The organism is Tepidimonas sp. HKU78 (genome assembly GCF_049860815.1).
Taxonomy (GTDB): domain Bacteria; phylum Pseudomonadota; class Gammaproteobacteria; order Burkholderiales; family Burkholderiaceae_C; genus Tepidimonas.
Map to the genome: position 1 here is coordinate 1,064,980 of NZ_CP187547.1, position 16,965 is coordinate 1,081,944.

A 16,965-nucleotide genomic window follows, 5' to 3' on the forward strand; every position below is an offset into this window, starting at 1 on the left:
TATCCTGACCGCCCCTATCCCGATTGTCTGGAAGGGTCGAGCGGACGGGGTGACGGGTGTCAGGCCCCGGTGGCCGGACGCGGCACCGGGCGCGGTCGACCGTTTTCGTCGATGGCGACGTAGGTTAGCGTCGCTTCCGTCACCTTGACGCAGGTGTACTGCGGCCGCTGGCGCTCGGCCCACACCTCGACCTGGACCGTGATCGAGGTGTTGCCGATGCGCACGATGGAGCCGTAAAAGCTCAGCAGGTCGCCCACCTTGACCGGTTGCTTGAACAAAAACTGGTTGACGGCGACGGTGGCGAAACGCCCGCCCATGTGCCGGGCGGGCAGGACGGAGCCGGCCAGGTCCACCTGCGCCATCACCCAGCCACCAAAGATGTCGCCGTTGGCATTGACGTCGGCGGGCATGGGGATCACGCGCAGCACCAGTTCTTTGTCCTGGGGTAGCCCATTCGGGGGCGCCGGGATGGTTGGGGTTGGGGGTACGATGGCGTCTGTCATACACGGAATTGTCGACGATGCGCGAGCGAGCCATGCCGTCGTCAGCCGCGGCGCGGCTGCCGGCCCCCGCCCCTACCCCCGGGCGCAGCGATGCCCAGACGCTGCGCCGCCTGCTGCCCTACCTGTGGACATACCGCTGGCGGGTGGCGGTGGCGCTGCTGTTGATGGTGGCGGCCAAGCTGGCGACCGTCGGGGTGCCGCTGCTGCTCAAGGCGCTGGTCGATGCGCTCACGCCGCTGCCTGGACTGTCGGCCGAAGCCACCGCGGCGCTGGTGGTGCCGGTGGGGTTGCTGCTGGCGTATGGCGGGCTGCGGCTGGGCACGACGCTGCTGGCCGAGCTGCGCGAGCTGGTTTTCCTCAAGGCCACCGAGGGTGCCACGCGCACCATCGCGTTGCAGGTGTTCGAGCATCTGCATGCGCTGAGCCTGCGCTTTCATCTGGAGCGCCAGACCGGGGCACTGACGCGTGACATCGAGCGCGGCACGCGCGCGGTGCAGTCGCTCGTGTCGTACTCGCTCTACAGCGTGGTGCCCACGCTGGTCGAGGTGGCGCTGGTGCTGGCCATTTTGGGCCTGCGCTTCGAGGCGTGGTACGTCTGGACCACGCTGGCCGCGTTGCTGGCCTATGTGGTCTTTACCGTGCAGGTGACGCAGTGGCGCACCCACATCCGTCGCCAGATGAACGAGCTGGAGTCCGCCAGCCAAGCGCGCGCCATCGACGCGCTGCTCAATTACGAGACGGTCAAATACTTCGACAACGAGGCGTGGGAGGCACGCCGCTATGCCGACAGCCTGGAGCGCTTGCGCCGCGCGCGGGTGCGCACGCAGGCGTCGCTGTCGCTGCTCAACGTGGGCCAGCAGCTCATCATCGCGGTGGCGTTGGTGGCCATGCTCTGGCGCGCCACGGTCGGTGTCACCGAGGGGCGGCTGACCCTGGGCGACCTGGTGATGATCAACGCGTTCATGATCCAGCTCTACATGCCGCTCAATTTTTTGGGGGTGCTCTACCGCGAGATCCGCCAGAGCTTGACCGACCTGGGCCGCATGTTCGACTTGCTGGAGCGCGAGTGCGAGGTGTGCGACGCTCCGGATGCCCGCCCGTTGGTGCTGACGCGTGCGCCCGAGGTGCGCTTCGAAGCGGTGCACTTCGGCTACGAGCCGCAGCGCGAGATTTTGCATGGCGTGGACTTCGTGATCCCGGCCGGCCGCACGGTGGCGGTGGTGGGGCCGTCGGGTTCGGGCAAATCGACGCTGGCGCGGCTGCTCTACCGGTTTTATGACGTAGGCCGCCCCGGTGACGATGCCGCGGCGCGGGCGGCGGCGGGGCGCATCACCGTCGATGGCCACGACATCCGCACCCTCACGCAAGCCAGTCTGCGGCGCGCGATCGGTATCGTGCCGCAGGATACGGTGCTGTTCAACGACACCATCGAGTACAACATCCGCTACGGTCGGCCCGACGCTTCGTTCGACGAGGTGCGCGAGGCCGCGCGCTCGGCGCAGTTGCTCGACTTCATTGAGCGCCTGCCGCAGGGCTGGCAGACGGTGGTGGGCGAGCGCGGGCTGAAGCTGTCGGGTGGCGAGAAGCAGCGTGTCGCCATCGCGCGCACGCTGCTGAAGAACCCCCCAATTCTGATTTTGGACGAGGCCACGTCGGCGCTCGACTCGGCTAACGAGCGCGCCATCCAGGCCGAGCTGCGCCGGCTGGCCAGCGATCGCACCACGCTCGTGATCGCGCACCGCCTGTCGACCGTGGTCGATGCGCACGAAATCCTGGTGCTGGAGCACGGGCGCATCGTCGAGCGCGGCCGCCACGCCGACTTGCTGGCGCAGGGCGGCCGTTACGCCCAGATGTGGGCGCTGCAGCAAAGCGGTGCCCTCGACTGACCCGCCAGCCCCCCGCGTTGGAGAGCATGCCCCATGGAAACCAAATGGTTGGAGGATTTCGTCAGTCTGGCCGAGACGCGCAGCTTCAGCCGCTCGGCCCAGTTGCGCCACGTCACGCAGCCGGCGTTTTCGCGCCGCATCCAGTCGCTGGAGGCTTGGGCCGGTGTCGATCTGGTGGACCGCACCTGTTACCCCACGCGCCTGACCGAGGCGGGTCAAACCCTGTACGCGCAGGCGATCGAGCTGCTGCAGACGCTGCACACCACGCGCGCGCTGCTGCGACAGCACACCGCGGTGGCCAAGGACACGATCGAATTCGCCGTGCCGCACACGCTGGCGTTCACCTTTTTCCCCAGCTGGCTGTCGCGGCTGCGCACCGTATTGGGGCCGATCAAGACACGGCTGGTGGCGCTCAACGTGCATGACGCGGTGCTGCGCCTGACCGAGGGCGGCTGCGACCTGCTGCTGGCCTATCACCACGCCTCCCAGCCCATCGAGCTCGACGGCACCCGCTACGAGATGCTGCCGCTGGGGCGCGAGGTTCTGGCCCCCTTCAGCCGCCCCGGGCCCGATGGGCAGCCGTTGATGCGCCTGCCGGGCACGGCGCGCGCCCCGGTGCCCTACCTGGCCTATGCGCCGGGGGCGTATCTGGGCCGGGTCGTGGACTGGGTGCTGCGCCAGGCGGGTGAGCCCGCGCACCTGGACCGCGTGTACGAAACCGACATGGCCGAGAGTCTGAAGGCGATGGCCATCGAGGGCCATGGGTTGGCCTTTTTGCCCACCAGCGCGGTGCAGCCGGCGCTGGCCGATGGCCGGCTGGTGCCGGCGGCACCTGCTACCGGATGCTGGCAGGGTGAGCTCGACATCCGCCTGTATCGGGCGCGCGGGGCGCGGCCCAAGGCGGCTGCGCAGCGGTTCTGGGACGACGTGTGGCGCTTGGCCGGCAGCTAGCCGGTGAGACGGCAGGGTTTTTCCCGTCCGCTGGCATGGCGAATGCTTGTAAGATTCGCGTCACCAACCACCACTCTGAAAGGACTGCCGCATGAAAAAACCATTGCTGGCACTGGCTCTGACGGCCTTGGCGGCCACCGCTGCCCTGGCGCAGGCCAACGATACCCTGGGCAAGATCAAGTCTACCGGCACGGTCACCATGGGCGTGCGCGAATCGTCGGGCGTGCTCTCGTACACGCTGGGCGATGGCAAGTACACGGGCTACCACGTCGAAATATGCCAGCGCGTGCTGGGCGACATCCAAAAGCAGCTCGGCTTGGCCAAGCTCGACATCAAATACCAGCCGGTCACGTCGCAAAACCGCATTCCGTTGGTGCAAAACGGCACCGTCGACATCGAGTGCGGCTCCACGACCAACAACCAGGCGCGCCAGCGCGACGTGGCGTTTGCCGTGACCACCTTCATCGAGGAGGTGCGCATCGCGGTCAAGGCCAACTCGGGCATCAACTCGATCAAAGACCTCAACGGCAAGAACGTGGCCACCACCACTGGCACCACGTCGGTGCAGACGCTGCGCCGCCACGAGCGCGCCGGTGGCGTGGACTTCAAGGAGGTCTACGGCAAGGATCACGCCGACAGTTTCTTGCTGCTGGAGTCGGGCCGTGCTGACGCCTTCGTGATGGATGGCTCCTTGCTCGCAGGGCTGATCGCGCGCTCCAAGAACCCGTCTGACTTCAAGATCGTGGGTGAGGTGCTCAGCGTCGAGCCGATCGCCATCATGTTCCGCAAGGACGATCCGGCCTTCAAGAAGGCGGTCGATGACTCCATCATCGCCATGATGAAGTCGGGCGAGCTGGCCAAGATCTACGACAAATGGTTCATGCAGCCCACCCCGCCCAACGGCGTGCGCATGAACATGCCCATGAGCGACGCCCTCAAGGCGGCGATTGCCAACCCCAACGACCGACCGATGGAGGCCTACCAGGCCAAGTGACGGCCTGACGAAGGCGGTGCACACGCAACCCCGGGCACCCCACGGTGCCCCGGGGTCTTTTGTTTGGTTTCTTGGGAGCCTTCCGCATGCAATGGGATTGGCAAGTCTTCTGCGAAGACACCCTCACGCGCGAGCTGCAGCCGCGCTGTTTCGGGCAGGGGGGTGACATCACCTACCTGGAATGGATGCTGTCGGCCTGGGGCTGGACGGTGTCGGTGTCTGTGTTGGCGCTGGTGTTGGCGCTGGTCACGGGCAGCCTGATCGGCACGCTGCGCACGCTGCCGGGCGCGCCGTGGCTGGTGCGCCTGGGCAATGCGTGGGTGGAGCTGTTTCGCAACATTCCGCTGCTGGTGCAGATTTTTTTGTGGTATCACGTGATCCCGGCGCTGGTGCCGGCGCTCAAGGGGGTGCCCGGTTTCGTCCTGGTCGTGGTGGCCCTGGGACTGTTCACCTCGGCGCGCATTGCCGAGCAGGTCAAGTCCGGCATCCAGTCGCTGCCGCGCGGGCAGCGGGCCGCGGCGCTGGCGCTCGGGCTGACGCAGGCGCAAGCCTACCGCTACGTGCTGCTTCCCATGGCGTTTCGCATCATCATCCCGCCACTGACCAGCGAGACGATGAACATCTTCAAGAACTCGTCGGTGGCGTTTGCGGTGTCCGTGGCCGAGCTGACCATGTTTGCGATGCAGGCGCAGGAGGAGACCGCGCGCGGCATCGAGATTTACCTCGCGGTCACGGGGCTGTACATCGTGTCGGCCTTCACCATCAACCGGGTGATGGCGGCTATCGAGCGCCGCGTGCGCGTGCCCGGTTTGATCGCCGCCGGCGGCGCGGGGGGGCACTGAGATGCTCGACAACCTCGACTGGTCCTTCTACAACTGGGACGTGCTCAGCGGCTTCGTGCTCAAGGGGCTGCAGTTCAGCGTGATGCTGACGGTGGTGGCCACGCTGGGCGGGGTCGCGTTTGGCACGGTGCTGGCGCTGATGCGGCTGTCGGGCCGTCCGTGGCTGGCGTGGCCGGCTACGGTGTACGTCAACGGCATGCGCAGCATCCCGCTGGTGATGGTGATCCTGTGGTTCTTCCTGCTGGTACCGCTGGTCATCGGTCGCCCGCTGGGGGCGGAGTGGTCGGCGGTGATCACCTTCATCGCGTTCGAGGCGGCGTATTTCAGTGAGATCGTGCGTGCCGGTATCCAGTCCATTCCGCGTGGCCAGGTTTATGCCGGCCAGGCGCTTGGGCTGACCTACGGGCAGAACATGCGCTACGTCATCTTGCCGCAGGCGTTTCGCAACATGCTGCCGGTTTTCCTGACGCAGACCATCATCCTGTTTCAGGACACGTCGCTGGTGTATGCGATCGGGGCGTATGACTTGCTCAAGGGCTTCGAGGTGGCGGGCAAGAACTACGGCCGCCCCATCGAGGCGTATCTCGCGGCGGCCGTCGTGTACTTCGTGATCTGCTACAGCCTGTCGGCGCTGGTCAAGCGGTTACATGCGCGCATCGCCATCATCCGCTAAACGGCGCTGTTGCCCCCTTTCGTCGTAAAAAAGGACGTCGTCATGGAACGACCGATGATCGAACTGAAAAACGTCTCCAAATGGTACGGCCCGGTGCAGGTGCTCAGCGACTGCTCCACCACGATCCACAAGGGTGAAGTGGTGGTGGTCTGTGGCCCGTCGGGCTCGGGCAAGTCCACGCTCATCAAGACCATCAACGCGCTCGAGCCCATCCAGAAGGGCGAAATCTGGGTCAACGGACAGCCGGTGCACGACCCGAAAACCAACCTGCCCAAGCTGCGCGCGCAGGTGGGGATGGTGTTTCAGCATTTCGAGCTGTTTCCGCACCTGACGGTGACCGAAAACCTGACGCTGGCGCAAATCAAGGTGCTCGGCCGCTCGCCGGAGGACGCGAAAAAGCACGGCTTGAAGTACCTGGAGCGCGTCGGGTTGCTCGCGCACAAGGACAAGTATCCGGGCCAACTCTCGGGCGGTCAGCAGCAGCGCGTGGCGATTGCGCGCGCGCTGTCGATGGACCCGATCGTGATGCTGTTCGACGAGCCTACCTCGGCGCTGGATCCGGAGATGGTGGGAGAGGTACTGGACGTGATGGTGAGCCTGGCGCAAGAGGGCATGACCATGATGTGCGTGACGCACGAGATGGGGTTTGCGCGCAAGGTCAGCCACCGCGTCATCTTCATGGACGTGGGCGGCAAGATTTTGGAAGATTGCCCGAAGGAGGAGTTTTTCGGCAACCCCGAGGCGCGTCAGCCGCGCACCAAAGACTTCCTCAACAAGATCCTGTCGCACTGACGGTTGTGGCGTGACGCGGGTGGCCAAGAAAAAGGCCGCCCGCGGGCGGCCTTGGGCTGTGGGTGGCCAGGGGCGCTCACATGGCGGCGGGCACGGGTGCCGTCATGGCGCGCTTTTCCAGCGTCCACTGGTGCAGCGAGCCGTCGTAGTTGCGCGCTTGGGGGTTGCCCAGCACTTCCGACAGCACGAACCACGGCAGCGACGAGTCGTTGCCGCTGTTGCAGTAGGTGATGACGGGCTTGGACGGATCGATCCCCTGCGCCTGGAAGACGGCGCGGTAGATCTCGGGCGTCAGCAGCCGGATGACGCCGCCGCGCGTGACGAACAGCGTCTCCAGCGGTACGTTGCGCGCCGCCGGGATATGCCCGTACCCATACACGTAGTCGCGCTTGAACAGACCCAGGTACATCGACGGCGCGCGGGCGTCGAGCAGCTGCACGTCTTTCTTTTCCATGGCAGCGGCGACGTCGGGCGAGTCGGCCACATAACGGGCAAAGCGGTCGGCGCTGGCCTTCCAGGTACCAGCCATGGTCGTGGGTGCGCCTTTGCTCCAAGGACGCCCTTCTAGCAGCCAAGCGACCATGCCCCCGTCGAGCATGGCCACCGGCGTGTCGGCGTAAGCCTTGAGCAGGATGATCAGGCGCGCGGCGTCGTTGAAGTCGGCGATTTTCTGCCCTTCGGGCACGACCACGATCGGCTTGTCGGCCAGGATGCCCGCCGCTTGCGCCACGCGCTCGAACGCAGCTTTTTCGGGCAGCAGGTACTTGACCTTGTTGCCGGCGATGTCACGTTCGGTGCGCAGCTCTTTGGCCAGGAACAGGCGCGAGTCGGGAATGTGGCCGCCAAACTCGTCCAGGACCTTCTTGCCGTCCTTGGTGGTTTCGAACTCGGGCTCACGGGTGAAGCTCTTGGGGTCGTTGCGGATCTCGACCACCTGCACCTTGTCCAGATGGTCGGCCAGCCACTGGGTGCTGACTACCGGGCCGGGCAGGATGCCTTGCGCCCAGGCGCTGGCGGCCAGCAGCCCGGCGCCGACGGCGGTCGCGAGTCGTTTCAGGGTTTTCATGGGTTGTCCTCCTCGAACGTGGGTTTGCATAGGGTCAGGTCAGGCCCAGCCGCTGCAGGCGCGCGGGTAGCGATGCGCTGCAGTGGCTGAGGATGTCGATGCGGCGGTCTTCTAGCACCGCTTCTAGGCGCTGGTGCCGCGTGTAGGGGGCGAGCGCGGCATCGCGCGCCTGCAGCAGGGCAGCCAAGTCGTCGCTAAACAAATGCACCATCGCCGTCAGCCAGCGTGCCAGCGGGGCCAGCCGCCCGCGCGTGTGCAGGGCGAACGTGGGCAGGCGATCGATCAACGCTGCCGCTGGCTCCCAGCGCCCCGCCGTTACCCAACGGTTGGTGGTGAACCAGTGCAACGGCTGGCCGCGCGTATCCAGCGCCAGCGCCACCAGGTGCACGTGCATGTCGGGCTGCGGGCCGTCCCAGAACAAATGAAAGTGCCCGTGCTCGGGCGGCTGGTCCGGCCCCCAGCGCGTGGCACCGTCGTGGGCGTGGTAGTAGGCGCGCGTGGCGTGTCGGGTGTCCACCACATCGCGCGCCGGGTAGTGGCGCAGCTCCACGAAGCGCTTGGCCCCGGCCAGCGCGGCCTGGGCCAGCGTCTGGCCGCGGCGCGCGTAGGCCAGCGGCACTTGCAGCGCCACTTCGGCCCACGGGGTCCACGCAGCAGCGTCCATGCACTGTCAAGGGGCGGGCAGGGGTGGCGTCAGCGCTTGGGCGCGCACGGGTTGGCCGGCGCGCAAGGGTTGTCCCCCTCGGTGCGCTTCTTTTTCTTTTTCTTTTCGCCGGGCGCGCAGGGGTTGCCCGGTGCACAGGGGTTGCCGGCGCTGCTGGCGGCCGGTTTGCCGTCGGCTTTGGGCGCTGGCTGCGCCATCGCGGCGGGGGCAACCAAACTGGTCGAGACCAGCAAGGCGGTCAGGGTTTGGGCAAGGGTCGTCGTTTTGGTTTTCATCGAACACACTCCGTGATGGTGTCGGTCAAGGGATCAGCCGTGCGCCGAGCGCGCGCCTGGCGGGGTATCGGTGGCCTGCGTCGGGGTGCAGCTGGGTTGGCCACAGACCGCTTCATCGGCCGAGATGGGGCCGCCGTGGCGGGCTTCGAACCAGCGGCCCAGGTAGTACACGCCGACCAAGGCGGCGCCCATGGCCACGATGATCCACCACGGTGAGATGCCCCACGCGTCGTGCAGCGTGTCGGCCGATTCGACTTCGCCCATGGCCATGAGGGCCTCGATGGTGGGCCCGTACAGGCCGGCGAAGGCAAACGTGCCCACGATCAGGCCGACGAAGAAAACCAAGGCGTCCAACCGACCCGAGGCCACCCCCACGACCGAGGTGCCGGGGCAGTAGCCACCGATGGCAAAGCCAGCCCCCACCAGCACGCCGCCCACGGCCGAGGCCACCATCAGTGACGTCGGCACGAAGACGGCGTCGATGTCGAGCACACCGAGCGCGGCCAGCCCCTGCAGTCCGGCGGCTGCGACCACGATGGCGGTGAACATCACCTTGAGCACGGACCAGTCGCGCAACGTGAACTGCCCCGTCAATTTGCACGGGCTGCCAAAACCGGCGTTCTCCAGGATATAGCCAAAGGCCACGCCGACCAGCAGGGCGGACCAGACGGTTTCGGTCATGGGAAACATGGTTCAGACTCCTTTGACCCAGCGGCTGACGATGAGCCCGGTGACGAAAAAGGCGCCGAGAAAGACGAACGCCGCGATGGACAGCGTGGCGGCGCCCGACAGGCCCAGGCCGCTGGTGCAGCCCGCTGCCACGCGCGCCCCGAAACCGGCCAACAGCCCCCCGATGAGCGCGGTCGCCACCCGCTTGCCGGTGCCGACGCGCTGGGCGCCGTCGAATTGCACGCGCAGCCGCCCGGCCATGAAGGCCCCGAGCAGCGCCCCGGCGAACACCCCCAGCACCTGCCAGGTGATCCAGCCGTCGAGGATGTCGGGGCGCGCCATGGCGCCCAGGTAGGGGTTGGCCTGTATGGCCTCGGGCGCGACCTGCAGGCCCAGCCAGGCGCTCAGCCGGGTGGTAAAGCCGGTGGCGCCCAGTCCGTGCCCGGTGAGGATGAACGTGGCCAGCAACGTGATGCCGAGCGCCACGCCGGCCAGCCACGGATTCCAAAAAGGTTTGGGAGAGGTGGTGGTCTGCATCGTCTGTTTCCGGATATGAACAATACCGGGTTGAGTATAGGGGCGGGTTTGGGGAAAGACAAGGGGCGGTGCGACAATACCCTTCCATGACGACCCGCGACTCTCTGACCCTCACCCGACCCGACGACTGGCATGTGCACCTGCGTGACGGTGCGGCGCTGGCCACGACCGTGCCGCACACGGCCGCGCAGTTCGGGCGTGCCATCGTCATGCCCAACCTCAAGCCGCCGGTGACCACGGCGGCGCAGGCGCGGGCGTATCGCGAGCGCATCCTCGCCGCCGTGCCACCAGGGGTGTCGTTCGAGCCGCTCATGACGCTGTACCTGACCGACCATCTGCCGCCGGACGAGATCGCGCGCGCGCGCGAAGCCGGCGTGGTGGCCTGCAAGCTGTACCCGGCTGGCGCCACCACCCACAGTGACGCGGGCGTGACGGACATCCGCAAGACCTACCGCACGCTGGAGGCGATGCAGCGCGAGGGGCTGCTGCTGCTCATCCACGGCGAGGTCACGGATGGCGAGATCGACATCTTCGACCGCGAGGCGGTGTTCATCGAGCGTGTGCTCGAGCCGTTGCGACGCGATTTTCCAGGCCTCAAGATCGTGCTGGAGCACATCACCACACGCGAGGCGGCACAGTACGTGGCCGACGGCGGGCCGAATCTGGCCGCCACGATCACCGCGCATCACCTGCTCTACAACCGCAACGCCTTGTTCACGGGGGGCATTCGGCCCCACTATTACTGTTTGCCCGTGCTCAAGCGCGAGATACACCGCCAGGCGCTGGTGGCGGCAGCCACCAGTGGCTCGCCGCGCTTCTTTCTGGGCACCGACAGCGCCCCGCACGCGGCGCACCTGAAGGAGCACGCGGTGGGTTGCGCGGGCTGCTACACCGCGCCCGCCGCCCTGGAGCTGTATGCGCAGGCGTTCGAGGCCGCGGGGGCCTTGGATAAGCTGGAGGGTTTTGCGAGCTGGTACGGGCCGGATTTCTACGGCCTGCCGCGCAACCGCGGCACGCTCACGCTGCGGCGTGAGCCGTGGGTCGTGCCGCAGGGCTACCCGTTGGGGGACGCCGTGGTCAAGCCCCTGCGCGCGGGCGAGACGCTCGCTTGGCGCGTCGTGCCCGCGGCCTGAGCGGGGGCCGCCCGCGCCACGGGCACAAGGAGGCGCCGATGCGACTGTTGAGCTGGAACGTGCAGTGGTTTTGCGGCATGGATGGCCGCGTGGACGTGGCCCGCGTGCTCGCGCACGTGCTGGCGTGGGGGCAGCAGCCCGATGTGATCGCCCTGCAGGAGGTGGCGCAGGGATACCCGGGTCTGGTGGGCCACGACGGCGCCGACCAGTTGGCGCAGGTGCGGGCGGCGCTGCCGGGGTATGAGGTGTTTTACGCCCCGGCGCTGGACGAATGGCGCCCCGGGTTGGCGCAGCGTCAGCGCTTTGGCAACTTGATCGCCACCCGCCTGCCCGTTTGGCGCGTGCAGCATGTGGCGCTGCCGTACCCGGCCGACCCGTGCGTGCCCTCGATGCCGCGCGTACTGGCGGCGCTGACGGTGCAAGCCCCCTGGGGGCCGCTGCGTGTGGGCAGCACCCACCTGGCGTATTACAGCCTGCGTCAGCGCACGGCGCAGGCGCGCGCCCTGCTGGCCTGGCAGCAGGAGGCCGCCGAGCTGGCGGCCCATCCCCCCATCCTGGGCGAGGAGCGCGCGGATACCCCTTTCCAGACGCGCCCGCACGCGGCGGATGCGGTGCTGATGGGCGACTTCAACGCGGCCCCGGACGATCCGGCGTATGGCGTGCTGACGGGCGCTGTCAGTCCCGTTGGCCAGCCCCTGTGGTGGGACGCCTGGCGGCTGTGTCGGCCTGAGACCGCGCAGCCGCCCACTTTTCGCGTGCACGAGGATGGTGTCCATCCGGTGACGTGCGACTACGCGTTCGTCAGCGCCGGCCTGCGCGCGCGCGTCATGCGCGTGCAGATCGATTCTGCTACCCTGTGGTCAGATCATCAGCCGTTGCTGGTGGAACTTCGGGGCGCCGACGGAATCGCAGGCCACGCCCACGGTTGAAAACGGGTCGCCGTGGCCCCATCTCGATAGCACCGCAACCACCACCCCTGTTACGCTGACTGGAGATCCCATGAAACGCATTTTGCTGCTGGTTCTGACCAACCTCGCCGTCATGGCGGTGCTGTTGATCACCACCCGCATCCTCGGGGTGGATCGGTTCCTGACCGCCAACGGGCTGGATGTGACGGCGCTGGCCGTCTTCTCGCTGGTGATCGGCTTTGGTGGCGCGTTCATCTCGCTGCTCATCAGCAAGCCCATGGCCAAGTGGAGCACGGGCATGGTCATCATCGACCAGCCGCGCAACGCGGACGAGGCGTGGCTGCTGGCCACCGTGCGCAAACTCGCCGACAAGGCCGGCATCGGCATGCCCGAGGTCGGCATCTATGAGGGTGAGCCCAACGCGTTTGCCACGGGCGCGTTCAAGAACGACGCGCTGGTGGGTGTATCCACCGGGCTGCTGGCCAACATGACGCGCGAGGAAGTGGAAGCGGTGCTGGCGCACGAGGTGGCGCACATTGCCAACGGCGACATGGTGACCATGACGCTGATCCAAGGCGTGATGAACACGTTCGTGGTGTTCTTGAGCCGCGTCATCGGCTACGTGGTCGACAGCTTCTTGCGTCGCGGGGACAGCGAGTCCTCCGGCCCGGGGATCGGCTATCTGGTCACCAGCATCGTGATGGAGGTCGTGCTGGGGTTCCTGGCCGCCATCATCGTGGCGTGGTTCAGCCGCCAGCGTGAATTCCGCGCGGACGCGGGGGCGGCCATGCTGATGGGGCGCAAGCAGCCCATGATCAACGCACTGGCGCGCTTGGGTGGCTTGGAGCCCGGTGCGTTGCCGCAGGGGATGCAGGCACTGGGCATTACCGGCAGCCTCGGCAAGCTGTTCGCCACCCACCCGCCGATCGAGGAGCGCATCGCCGCCCTGCAGGCGTTGTGAGCGGCAGCAGGCCGACCCGACGTTGGGCGCCCAGAGATGGGCGCCCTTTCGTTTGGTGCACCGTCAACCGTAGGCGACGCCGGCGTGGACGGTGCGGTCGGGTGGCGGGGCAGGCACGCCGAGCAAGTCGCAGCCCAGTGCCTCGGCCACGCGGATGCCATCGACCGCGGCCGACAGAATGCCACCGGCGTAGCCGGCGCCTTCGCCTGCGGGGTACAGCCCGCGGGTGTTGAGGCTCTGGTAGTCGGCCCCGCGCGTGATGCGCAGCGGCGACGAGGTGCGCGTCTCGACCCCGGTCAGGACGGCGTCGGGGCGGTCGTAGCCCCGGATCTGGCGGCCAAACGCCGGCAGCGCCTCGCGCATGGCGGCCACCGCGTAGGCGGGCAGTACCGTCGCCAAATCGCCCGGGGTGACGCCGGGCCGGTACGAGGGCAGCACGTCGCCCCAGCCGCTGGAGGGGCGCCCGACCAAAAAGTCGCCGACTTGCTGGCCCGGGGCCCGATAGCCACCCCCGCCCGCATGGTAGGCGGCGCGCTCGAGTTGGCGCTGCAGCACGATGCCCGCCAGCGGATGGGTGACGCCGCGGCTGACGCAGTCCCGGGCTTGCGCGGCGTAGCGATCGCCGCGTTCGGCGCCGAACGCGGCGTGCCAGGCGTCGCGGTCACCCTGCGGGTAGTCGGCGGGCCCGATGCCCACGACCAACCCGGCGTTGGCGTTGCGCTCGGCGCGTGAATATTGGCTCATGCCGTTGGTGACGACGCGTTCGGGCTCGCTGGTGGCGGCCACGACCGTGCCGCCTGGACACATGCAAAAGCTGTAGACCGCGCGGCCGTTGGCGGCGTGGTGGACCAGCTTGTACGCCGCTGCGCCCAGCAGCGGGTGCCCGGCGTGTCGTCCCCAGCGCGCGCGGTCGATGAGGGATTGCGGGTGCTCGATGCGCACCCCGATCGAAAACGGCTTGGCCTCCAGAAAGACGCCGTGCAGGTGCAGCTGCTCGAAGGTGTCGCGCGCGCTGTGGCCCAGCGCCAGCAGCACGCGCTGCGCGGGTAGCGTGATCTCGCTACCGTGCGCCAGATCGCGCACGCGCAACCCTTGCAGGTGCAGACGGCCATCGCTGTCGCGTTCCACGACGAAGTCCGTCACCTGCTGCTCGAAACGCACCTCGCCCCCCAACGCCACGATGCGTGCGCGCAACGCCTCGACCACTTTGACGAGCTTGAAGGTCCCGATGTGGGGATGGGCGTCGTAGAGGATTTCCGGCGGGGCACCGGCGTCGACGAAGGCGCGCATGACACGCCGGCCCAGGTGGCGGGGGTCTTTGATCTGGCTGTAGAGCTTGCCGTCGGAGAACAGTCCCGCACCGCCTTCGCCGAATTGCACGTTCGACGCCGGGTCGAGCACGCCACGCCGCCACAGACCCCAGGTGTCCTGGGTGCGCCGGCGCACTGGGCGGCCACGCTCGAGCACGAGCGGGCGCAACCCCATCTCGGCCAGCGTCAGCGCGGCGAAGATGCCGCACGGGCCAAACCCCACCACCACCGGCCGCTCGCCCGCTGACGGTACCCAGTCTTGCGCGGCACGGGCCGGCGGGTGCCACGCCATGTCCGGCGTGGGCTGTACGTGCGGGTGGCGCGCCAGGCGCTGCAGCAGCGTCGCTTCCTGGGCGGGGTCGGCCAGCGCCACGTCGACGATGTAGACCGCGCGCAGGGCGGCGCCGCGTGCGTCGAAGCTGCGCTTGTGCACCTGCAGCGCCGCAATGGCGCCGGGCGCGATGCCCAGCGTCTGCGCCGCCAGCGCGCGCAGGGCATCCAGCGGGTGGGGCGGCGGCGCACGGTCGGCGTCGGTCTCGGCGGGCGCATCGGCGGCCCGGCGCACTTCGACCGGCAGCGCCTCCAGCGGGAGTTTCAGTTCGGCGATACGGATCATGTCGGGTCCTCGGGGCCCGTGGTCATCGGGCAGCGGTGCCGATGATACGCGTGCAGCCAGCCCGGCGTTGCGGGATAATAGCGGTGTGAAGTCTGCCAGACCGTCGCTGGCGCAAGGCCCGCAAGGGTGCGCTGGAGGAACGTCCGGACTGCAAAGGGCAGCGTAGGAGGTAACGCCTCTCCACCGCGAGGTGCGGATCAGAGCCACAGAGACGAGCCGGTTCAGACCGGGGTGAAACGCGGCAATCTCTACGCGCAGCAACACCAAGTAGGCCAGCCTGGGGGCAACCCCTGCCCGTGGCCCGCGGGCCGTGCTGGCGGGTAGGTGGCACCGAGCCGACCGGGTGACCGGCGGCCCAGAGGAATGACGGTCACGCCGGGGGCAACCCCGGCGCACAGAATCCGGCGTATCGGCAGGCTTCACCCATTTTCAGGGTTTCCGGGGCGCGCGGCGAGGCCCCGCAGCCGCTGTACGTGCGCCAGCAGCGAGCGCCGGGCCACCGGCCACAGCGACTCGGGCACGTCATCGTAGGCGTACCGCACCCACGTGTCCAGATCCCCGTCGGGGTATTGCGCCAGGACGCGCGCGATCTTGGCCTCGCGTTGCAGGCGGTGGGCGTGCAGCCGCTCGATGGCGCGCGCTGCGTCGCCCAGCACGTACCCGTGGGCGGGCAGAATGTAGCGGATGCGGAAGGTGTCGCAGGCGGCGCGCAGGCGCTGCAGCGACGCCAGGTAGGCATCCATGTTGCCATCGGGTGGGTCGATGACGGTGGTGCTGCCGTTGAGGATGTGGTCGCCGCTGAACAGCAGGCCGTCTTCTTCCAGTACCAGGCACAGGTGATTCGCTGCATGGCCGGGGGTGTGCAGCACGCGCAGGGTGTGTCGGTGGCTGCCATCCGGAGCGTGCAGCACGAGCGTTTCGCCGTCGGCCAGGGCACGTTCGGGCTGGAAACGGCTGTCGGGGCGCGTGGTCGGGGCGCTGGGCAACCCGAGCACCGCTGGCGTAGGCCGGCCAGCGGCGGTGCACAGCGCCTGCAGCGGGTAGGCGCCCGGTGCGTGATCAGGGTGCGAGTGGGTGCAGACGATGGCGCGGATGTCGCCCCCGGCGGCGTCGAACAGGCGTTGCAGGTGGGCCTCATCGTGGGGCCCCGGGTCGATGACGAGGTGGCCGGTCTCGGGCTCGCCGACCAGGTAGCTGTTGGTGCCCGGGCCGGTCATGGTGCCCGGGTTGGGGGCGGTCAGGCGTTGCACGTGCCGCAGCAGGGCGACGGGGGCGTCGTGGCGCCAGTCCAGGTGGTGTTCGAGCTGGCCATCGGGGCAGGTCAGCTCCAGCTCGCCAAACGGGGGTTCGTGTTCCATGAAGCGCGCCTCGCGCCCCTGCCACCAGCCGGCGCGCGGACAACTGACCCACTGCGGGCCGCCGTGCGCCGCGCAAGCCTCGAGCAAGGCGGCGCTGTCGGCGTGCCGCTGCAGGTATTGCAGCGTGCGCACCGTGGGATAGACCAGCGGGAAGTCGCCCGCCGCGTGCCGCTGCAGCGCCGCCTGGGGTGTGATCCAGACGGGCTCGAATTGCTCGTGGTCATCGGCCAGCGGTGTTTGGCCCGGCGGCATGGGGGCGACGAAAAACGGCACGTCGAAGCGAATCGGCAGGTCGCGGTCCGTGATCCAGTGCGCGAGCCACCACAGCTCGTCCAGCGCCAGCGTCAGCCCGCGGTTGTGGCATTGGGGTAGCAGCGGCTGGTGCCGTTGCAGGCGCGCGAGCGTGTCGGGGGATGCCCACCGACCGTGGGCGTCTCGTGCCAGCAAGATGCCCAGTTCCTCGAAGGTCTCGCGCACGGCGGCCAGCAATGCGGGGCGCACGGCCGCCTCCTGGTCGCGCCGCCAGGCCAGGGCGGGGTCGTCGATGGCCGCCCGGTCCGCCTCGTCGATCGCCCCGCCGGGGAAGACGTAGGCCCCTGGCGCGAAGCGGGCGCGCGCCGAGCGCCGGGTCATCAGTATTTCCAGCCCCTGCGGGCCATCGCGCACCAACAGCAAAGTGGAGGCCGGCCGCGGCTCGGCGGGCGGTGCGGGCGGACGCAGGCGCAGATGCGGTCGGACCATGGTGGGTGTCGAGTGTGACCGTTGGTAACAAAGCCGCGGGCAGGGTGGCCTTGCGCGCGAAGCTGGCGCACAATGGTAATGAATCG

At 68.2% G+C, this 16,965-nt stretch carries 17 protein-coding genes and 1 other RNA gene; 10 read left to right on the forward strand and 8 right to left on the reverse strand.

Going from position 1 to position 16,965, the window contains the following annotated elements; all coding sequences use genetic code 11:
* Positions 1-59 precede the first annotated feature (59 nt).
* A complete protein-coding gene (locus ACPYIS_RS05195; protein ID WP_299018663.1) occupies positions 60-503 on the reverse strand; it encodes an acyl-CoA thioesterase in 444 nt (147 codons plus the stop codon).
* Between the two features lie 32 nt (positions 504-535).
* On the opposite strand from ACPYIS_RS05195, the gene ACPYIS_RS05200 reads away from it, so the two are divergent.
* From ACPYIS_RS05200 to ACPYIS_RS05225, 6 genes are all read left to right on the forward strand, one after another.
* Positions 536-2,389 (forward strand): ABCB family ABC transporter ATP-binding protein/permease, encoded by a 1,854-nt coding sequence (locus ACPYIS_RS05200; RefSeq protein WP_424859841.1) that lies wholly within the window; start codon positions 536-538, stop codon positions 2,387-2,389.
* 33 nt (positions 2,390-2,422) lie between these two features.
* Positions 2,423-3,340 (forward strand): LysR substrate-binding domain-containing protein, encoded by a 918-nt coding sequence (locus ACPYIS_RS05205; RefSeq protein ID WP_424859840.1) that lies wholly within the window; start codon positions 2,423-2,425, stop codon positions 3,338-3,340.
* A 91-nt stretch (positions 3,341-3,431) separates the two neighbouring features.
* Positions 3,432-4,334 carry an amino acid ABC transporter substrate-binding protein gene (locus tag ACPYIS_RS05210; RefSeq protein WP_299018669.1) on the forward strand — a complete coding sequence of 301 codons (903 nt, stop codon included), beginning with the start codon at positions 3,432-3,434 and terminating at the stop codon, positions 4,332-4,334.
* Positions 4,335-4,420: 86 nt separating this feature from the next.
* Positions 4,421-5,176 carry an amino acid ABC transporter permease gene (locus ACPYIS_RS05215; protein WP_299018671.1) on the forward strand — a complete coding sequence of 252 codons (756 nt, stop codon included), beginning with the start codon at positions 4,421-4,423 and terminating at the stop codon, positions 5,174-5,176.
* Between the two features lies 1 nt (position 5,177).
* Entirely contained in the window at positions 5,178-5,849 is a 672-nt protein-coding gene (locus ACPYIS_RS05220; RefSeq protein WP_424859839.1) for an amino acid ABC transporter permease, read from the forward strand.
* Between the two features lie 54 nt (positions 5,850-5,903).
* Positions 5,904-6,641, forward strand: coding sequence for an amino acid ABC transporter ATP-binding protein (locus ACPYIS_RS05225; protein WP_299018682.1), 738 nt, complete (start codon positions 5,904-5,906; stop codon positions 6,639-6,641).
* A gap of 76 nt (positions 6,642-6,717) precedes the next feature.
* Here ACPYIS_RS05225 and ACPYIS_RS05230 read toward each other — a convergent pair whose 3' ends face one another.
* Genes ACPYIS_RS05230 through ACPYIS_RS05250 form a run of 5 tightly spaced genes read right to left on the reverse strand, consistent with a single transcriptional unit; the run spans position 6,718 to position 9,852 of the window.
* Positions 6,718-7,707: a sulfurtransferase gene (locus ACPYIS_RS05230; protein WP_299018674.1), complete on the reverse strand. Its 990-nt coding sequence runs from the start codon at positions 7,705-7,707 to the stop codon at positions 6,718-6,720.
* A gap of 34 nt (positions 7,708-7,741) precedes the next feature.
* A complete protein-coding gene (locus ACPYIS_RS05235; RefSeq protein ID WP_424859838.1) occupies positions 7,742-8,371 on the reverse strand; it encodes a DUF6969 family protein in 630 nt (209 codons plus the stop codon).
* A gap of 29 nt (positions 8,372-8,400) precedes the next feature.
* Positions 8,401-8,646 (reverse strand): hypothetical protein, encoded by a 246-nt coding sequence (locus tag ACPYIS_RS05240; protein WP_299018678.1) that lies wholly within the window; start codon positions 8,644-8,646, stop codon positions 8,401-8,403.
* A gap of 33 nt (positions 8,647-8,679) precedes the next feature.
* The gene (locus ACPYIS_RS05245; protein WP_424859837.1) at positions 8,680-9,336 is read right to left on the reverse strand and encodes a DUF6691 family protein; all 657 of its coding nucleotides are present in this window, start codon (positions 9,334-9,336) and stop codon (positions 8,680-8,682) included.
* A gap of 3 nt (positions 9,337-9,339) precedes the next feature.
* Positions 9,340-9,852, reverse strand: a complete 513-nt coding sequence (locus ACPYIS_RS05250; RefSeq protein WP_424859836.1) for a YeeE/YedE thiosulfate transporter family protein — start codon at positions 9,850-9,852, stop codon at positions 9,340-9,342.
* 86 nt (positions 9,853-9,938) lie between these two features.
* Between ACPYIS_RS05250 and pyrC the strand changes: the two genes are divergently transcribed.
* From pyrC to htpX, 3 genes are all read left to right on the forward strand, one after another.
* Complete coding sequence (gene pyrC / locus ACPYIS_RS05255; protein WP_424859835.1) at positions 9,939-10,985, forward strand: dihydroorotase; 1,047 nt, start codon at positions 9,939-9,941, stop codon at positions 10,983-10,985.
* A gap of 38 nt (positions 10,986-11,023) precedes the next feature.
* On the forward strand, positions 11,024-11,914 hold the full coding sequence (locus tag ACPYIS_RS05260) for an endonuclease/exonuclease/phosphatase family protein (protein ID WP_424859834.1): 891 nt from the start codon (positions 11,024-11,026) through the stop codon (positions 11,912-11,914).
* A 70-nt stretch (positions 11,915-11,984) separates the two neighbouring features.
* Positions 11,985-12,854, forward strand: coding sequence for a protease HtpX (htpX, locus tag ACPYIS_RS05265; protein WP_299022506.1), 870 nt, complete (start codon positions 11,985-11,987; stop codon positions 12,852-12,854).
* Between the two features lie 63 nt (positions 12,855-12,917).
* On the opposite strand, the gene ACPYIS_RS05270 is transcribed toward htpX, so the two are convergent.
* Positions 12,918-14,780: an NAD(P)/FAD-dependent oxidoreductase gene (locus tag ACPYIS_RS05270; protein WP_424859833.1), complete on the reverse strand. Its 1,863-nt coding sequence runs from the start codon at positions 14,778-14,780 to the stop codon at positions 12,918-12,920.
* Between the two features lie 87 nt (positions 14,781-14,867).
* Here ACPYIS_RS05270 and rnpB point away from each other — a divergent pair.
* Positions 14,868-15,205, forward strand: an RNA gene (rnpB, locus tag ACPYIS_RS05275) — RNase P RNA component class A.
* On the opposite strand, the gene ACPYIS_RS05280 is transcribed toward rnpB, so the two are convergent.
* Positions 15,200-16,879: an MBL fold metallo-hydrolase gene (locus ACPYIS_RS05280; RefSeq protein WP_424859832.1), complete on the reverse strand. Its 1,680-nt coding sequence runs from the start codon at positions 16,877-16,879 to the stop codon at positions 15,200-15,202. The two genes, rnpB and ACPYIS_RS05280, sit on opposite strands and share 6 nt — an antisense overlap.
* Positions 16,880-16,965 lie beyond the last annotated feature (86 nt).

What these genes read in the sequence shown, in the direction of transcription:
- ACPYIS_RS05205 (WP_424859840.1), top strand. Translation starts at nt 2,423, where the DNA reads ATGGAAACCAAATGGTTGGAGGATTTCGTCAGTCTGGCCGAGACGCGC.
- ACPYIS_RS05215 (WP_299018671.1), top strand. Translation starts at nt 4,421, where the DNA reads ATGCAATGGGATTGGCAAGTCTTCTGCGAAGACACCCTCACGCGCGAG.
- ACPYIS_RS05225 (WP_299018682.1), top strand. Translation starts at nt 5,904, where the DNA reads ATGATCGAACTGAAAAACGTCTCCAAATGGTACGGCCCGGTGCAGGTG.
- ACPYIS_RS05200 (WP_424859841.1), top strand. Translation starts at nt 536, where the DNA reads ATGCCGTCGTCAGCCGCGGCGCGGCTGCCGGCCCCCGCCCCTACCCCC.
- pyrC (WP_424859835.1), top strand. Translation starts at nt 9,939, where the DNA reads ATGACGACCCGCGACTCTCTGACCCTCACCCGACCCGACGACTGGCAT.
- htpX (WP_299022506.1), top strand. Translation starts at nt 11,985, where the DNA reads ATGAAACGCATTTTGCTGCTGGTTCTGACCAACCTCGCCGTCATGGCG.
- ACPYIS_RS05245 (WP_424859837.1), bottom strand. Translation starts at nt 9,336, where the DNA reads ATGTTTCCCATGACCGAAACCGTCTGGTCCGCCCTGCTGGTCGGCGTG.
- ACPYIS_RS05270 (WP_424859833.1), bottom strand. Translation starts at nt 14,780, where the DNA reads ATGATCCGTATCGCCGAACTGAAACTCCCGCTGGAGGCGCTGCCGGTC.
- ACPYIS_RS05280 (WP_424859832.1), bottom strand. Translation starts at nt 16,879, where the DNA reads ATGGTCCGACCGCATCTGCGCCTGCGTCCGCCCGCACCGCCCGCCGAG.
- ACPYIS_RS05195 (WP_299018663.1), bottom strand. Translation starts at nt 503, where the DNA reads ATGACAGACGCCATCGTACCCCCAACCCCAACCATCCCGGCGCCCCCG.
- ACPYIS_RS05220 (WP_424859839.1), top strand. Translation starts at nt 5,178, where the DNA reads ATGCTCGACAACCTCGACTGGTCCTTCTACAACTGGGACGTGCTCAGC.
- ACPYIS_RS05240 (WP_299018678.1), bottom strand. Translation starts at nt 8,646, where the DNA reads ATGAAAACCAAAACGACGACCCTTGCCCAAACCCTGACCGCCTTGCTG.
- ACPYIS_RS05250 (WP_424859836.1), bottom strand. Translation starts at nt 9,852, where the DNA reads ATGCAGACCACCACCTCTCCCAAACCTTTTTGGAATCCGTGGCTGGCC.
- ACPYIS_RS05260 (WP_424859834.1), top strand. Translation starts at nt 11,024, where the DNA reads ATGCGACTGTTGAGCTGGAACGTGCAGTGGTTTTGCGGCATGGATGGC.
- ACPYIS_RS05210 (WP_299018669.1), top strand. Translation starts at nt 3,432, where the DNA reads ATGAAAAAACCATTGCTGGCACTGGCTCTGACGGCCTTGGCGGCCACC.
- ACPYIS_RS05235 (WP_424859838.1), bottom strand. Translation starts at nt 8,371, where the DNA reads ATGGACGCTGCTGCGTGGACCCCGTGGGCCGAAGTGGCGCTGCAAGTG.
- ACPYIS_RS05230 (WP_299018674.1), bottom strand. Translation starts at nt 7,707, where the DNA reads ATGAAAACCCTGAAACGACTCGCGACCGCCGTCGGCGCCGGGCTGCTG.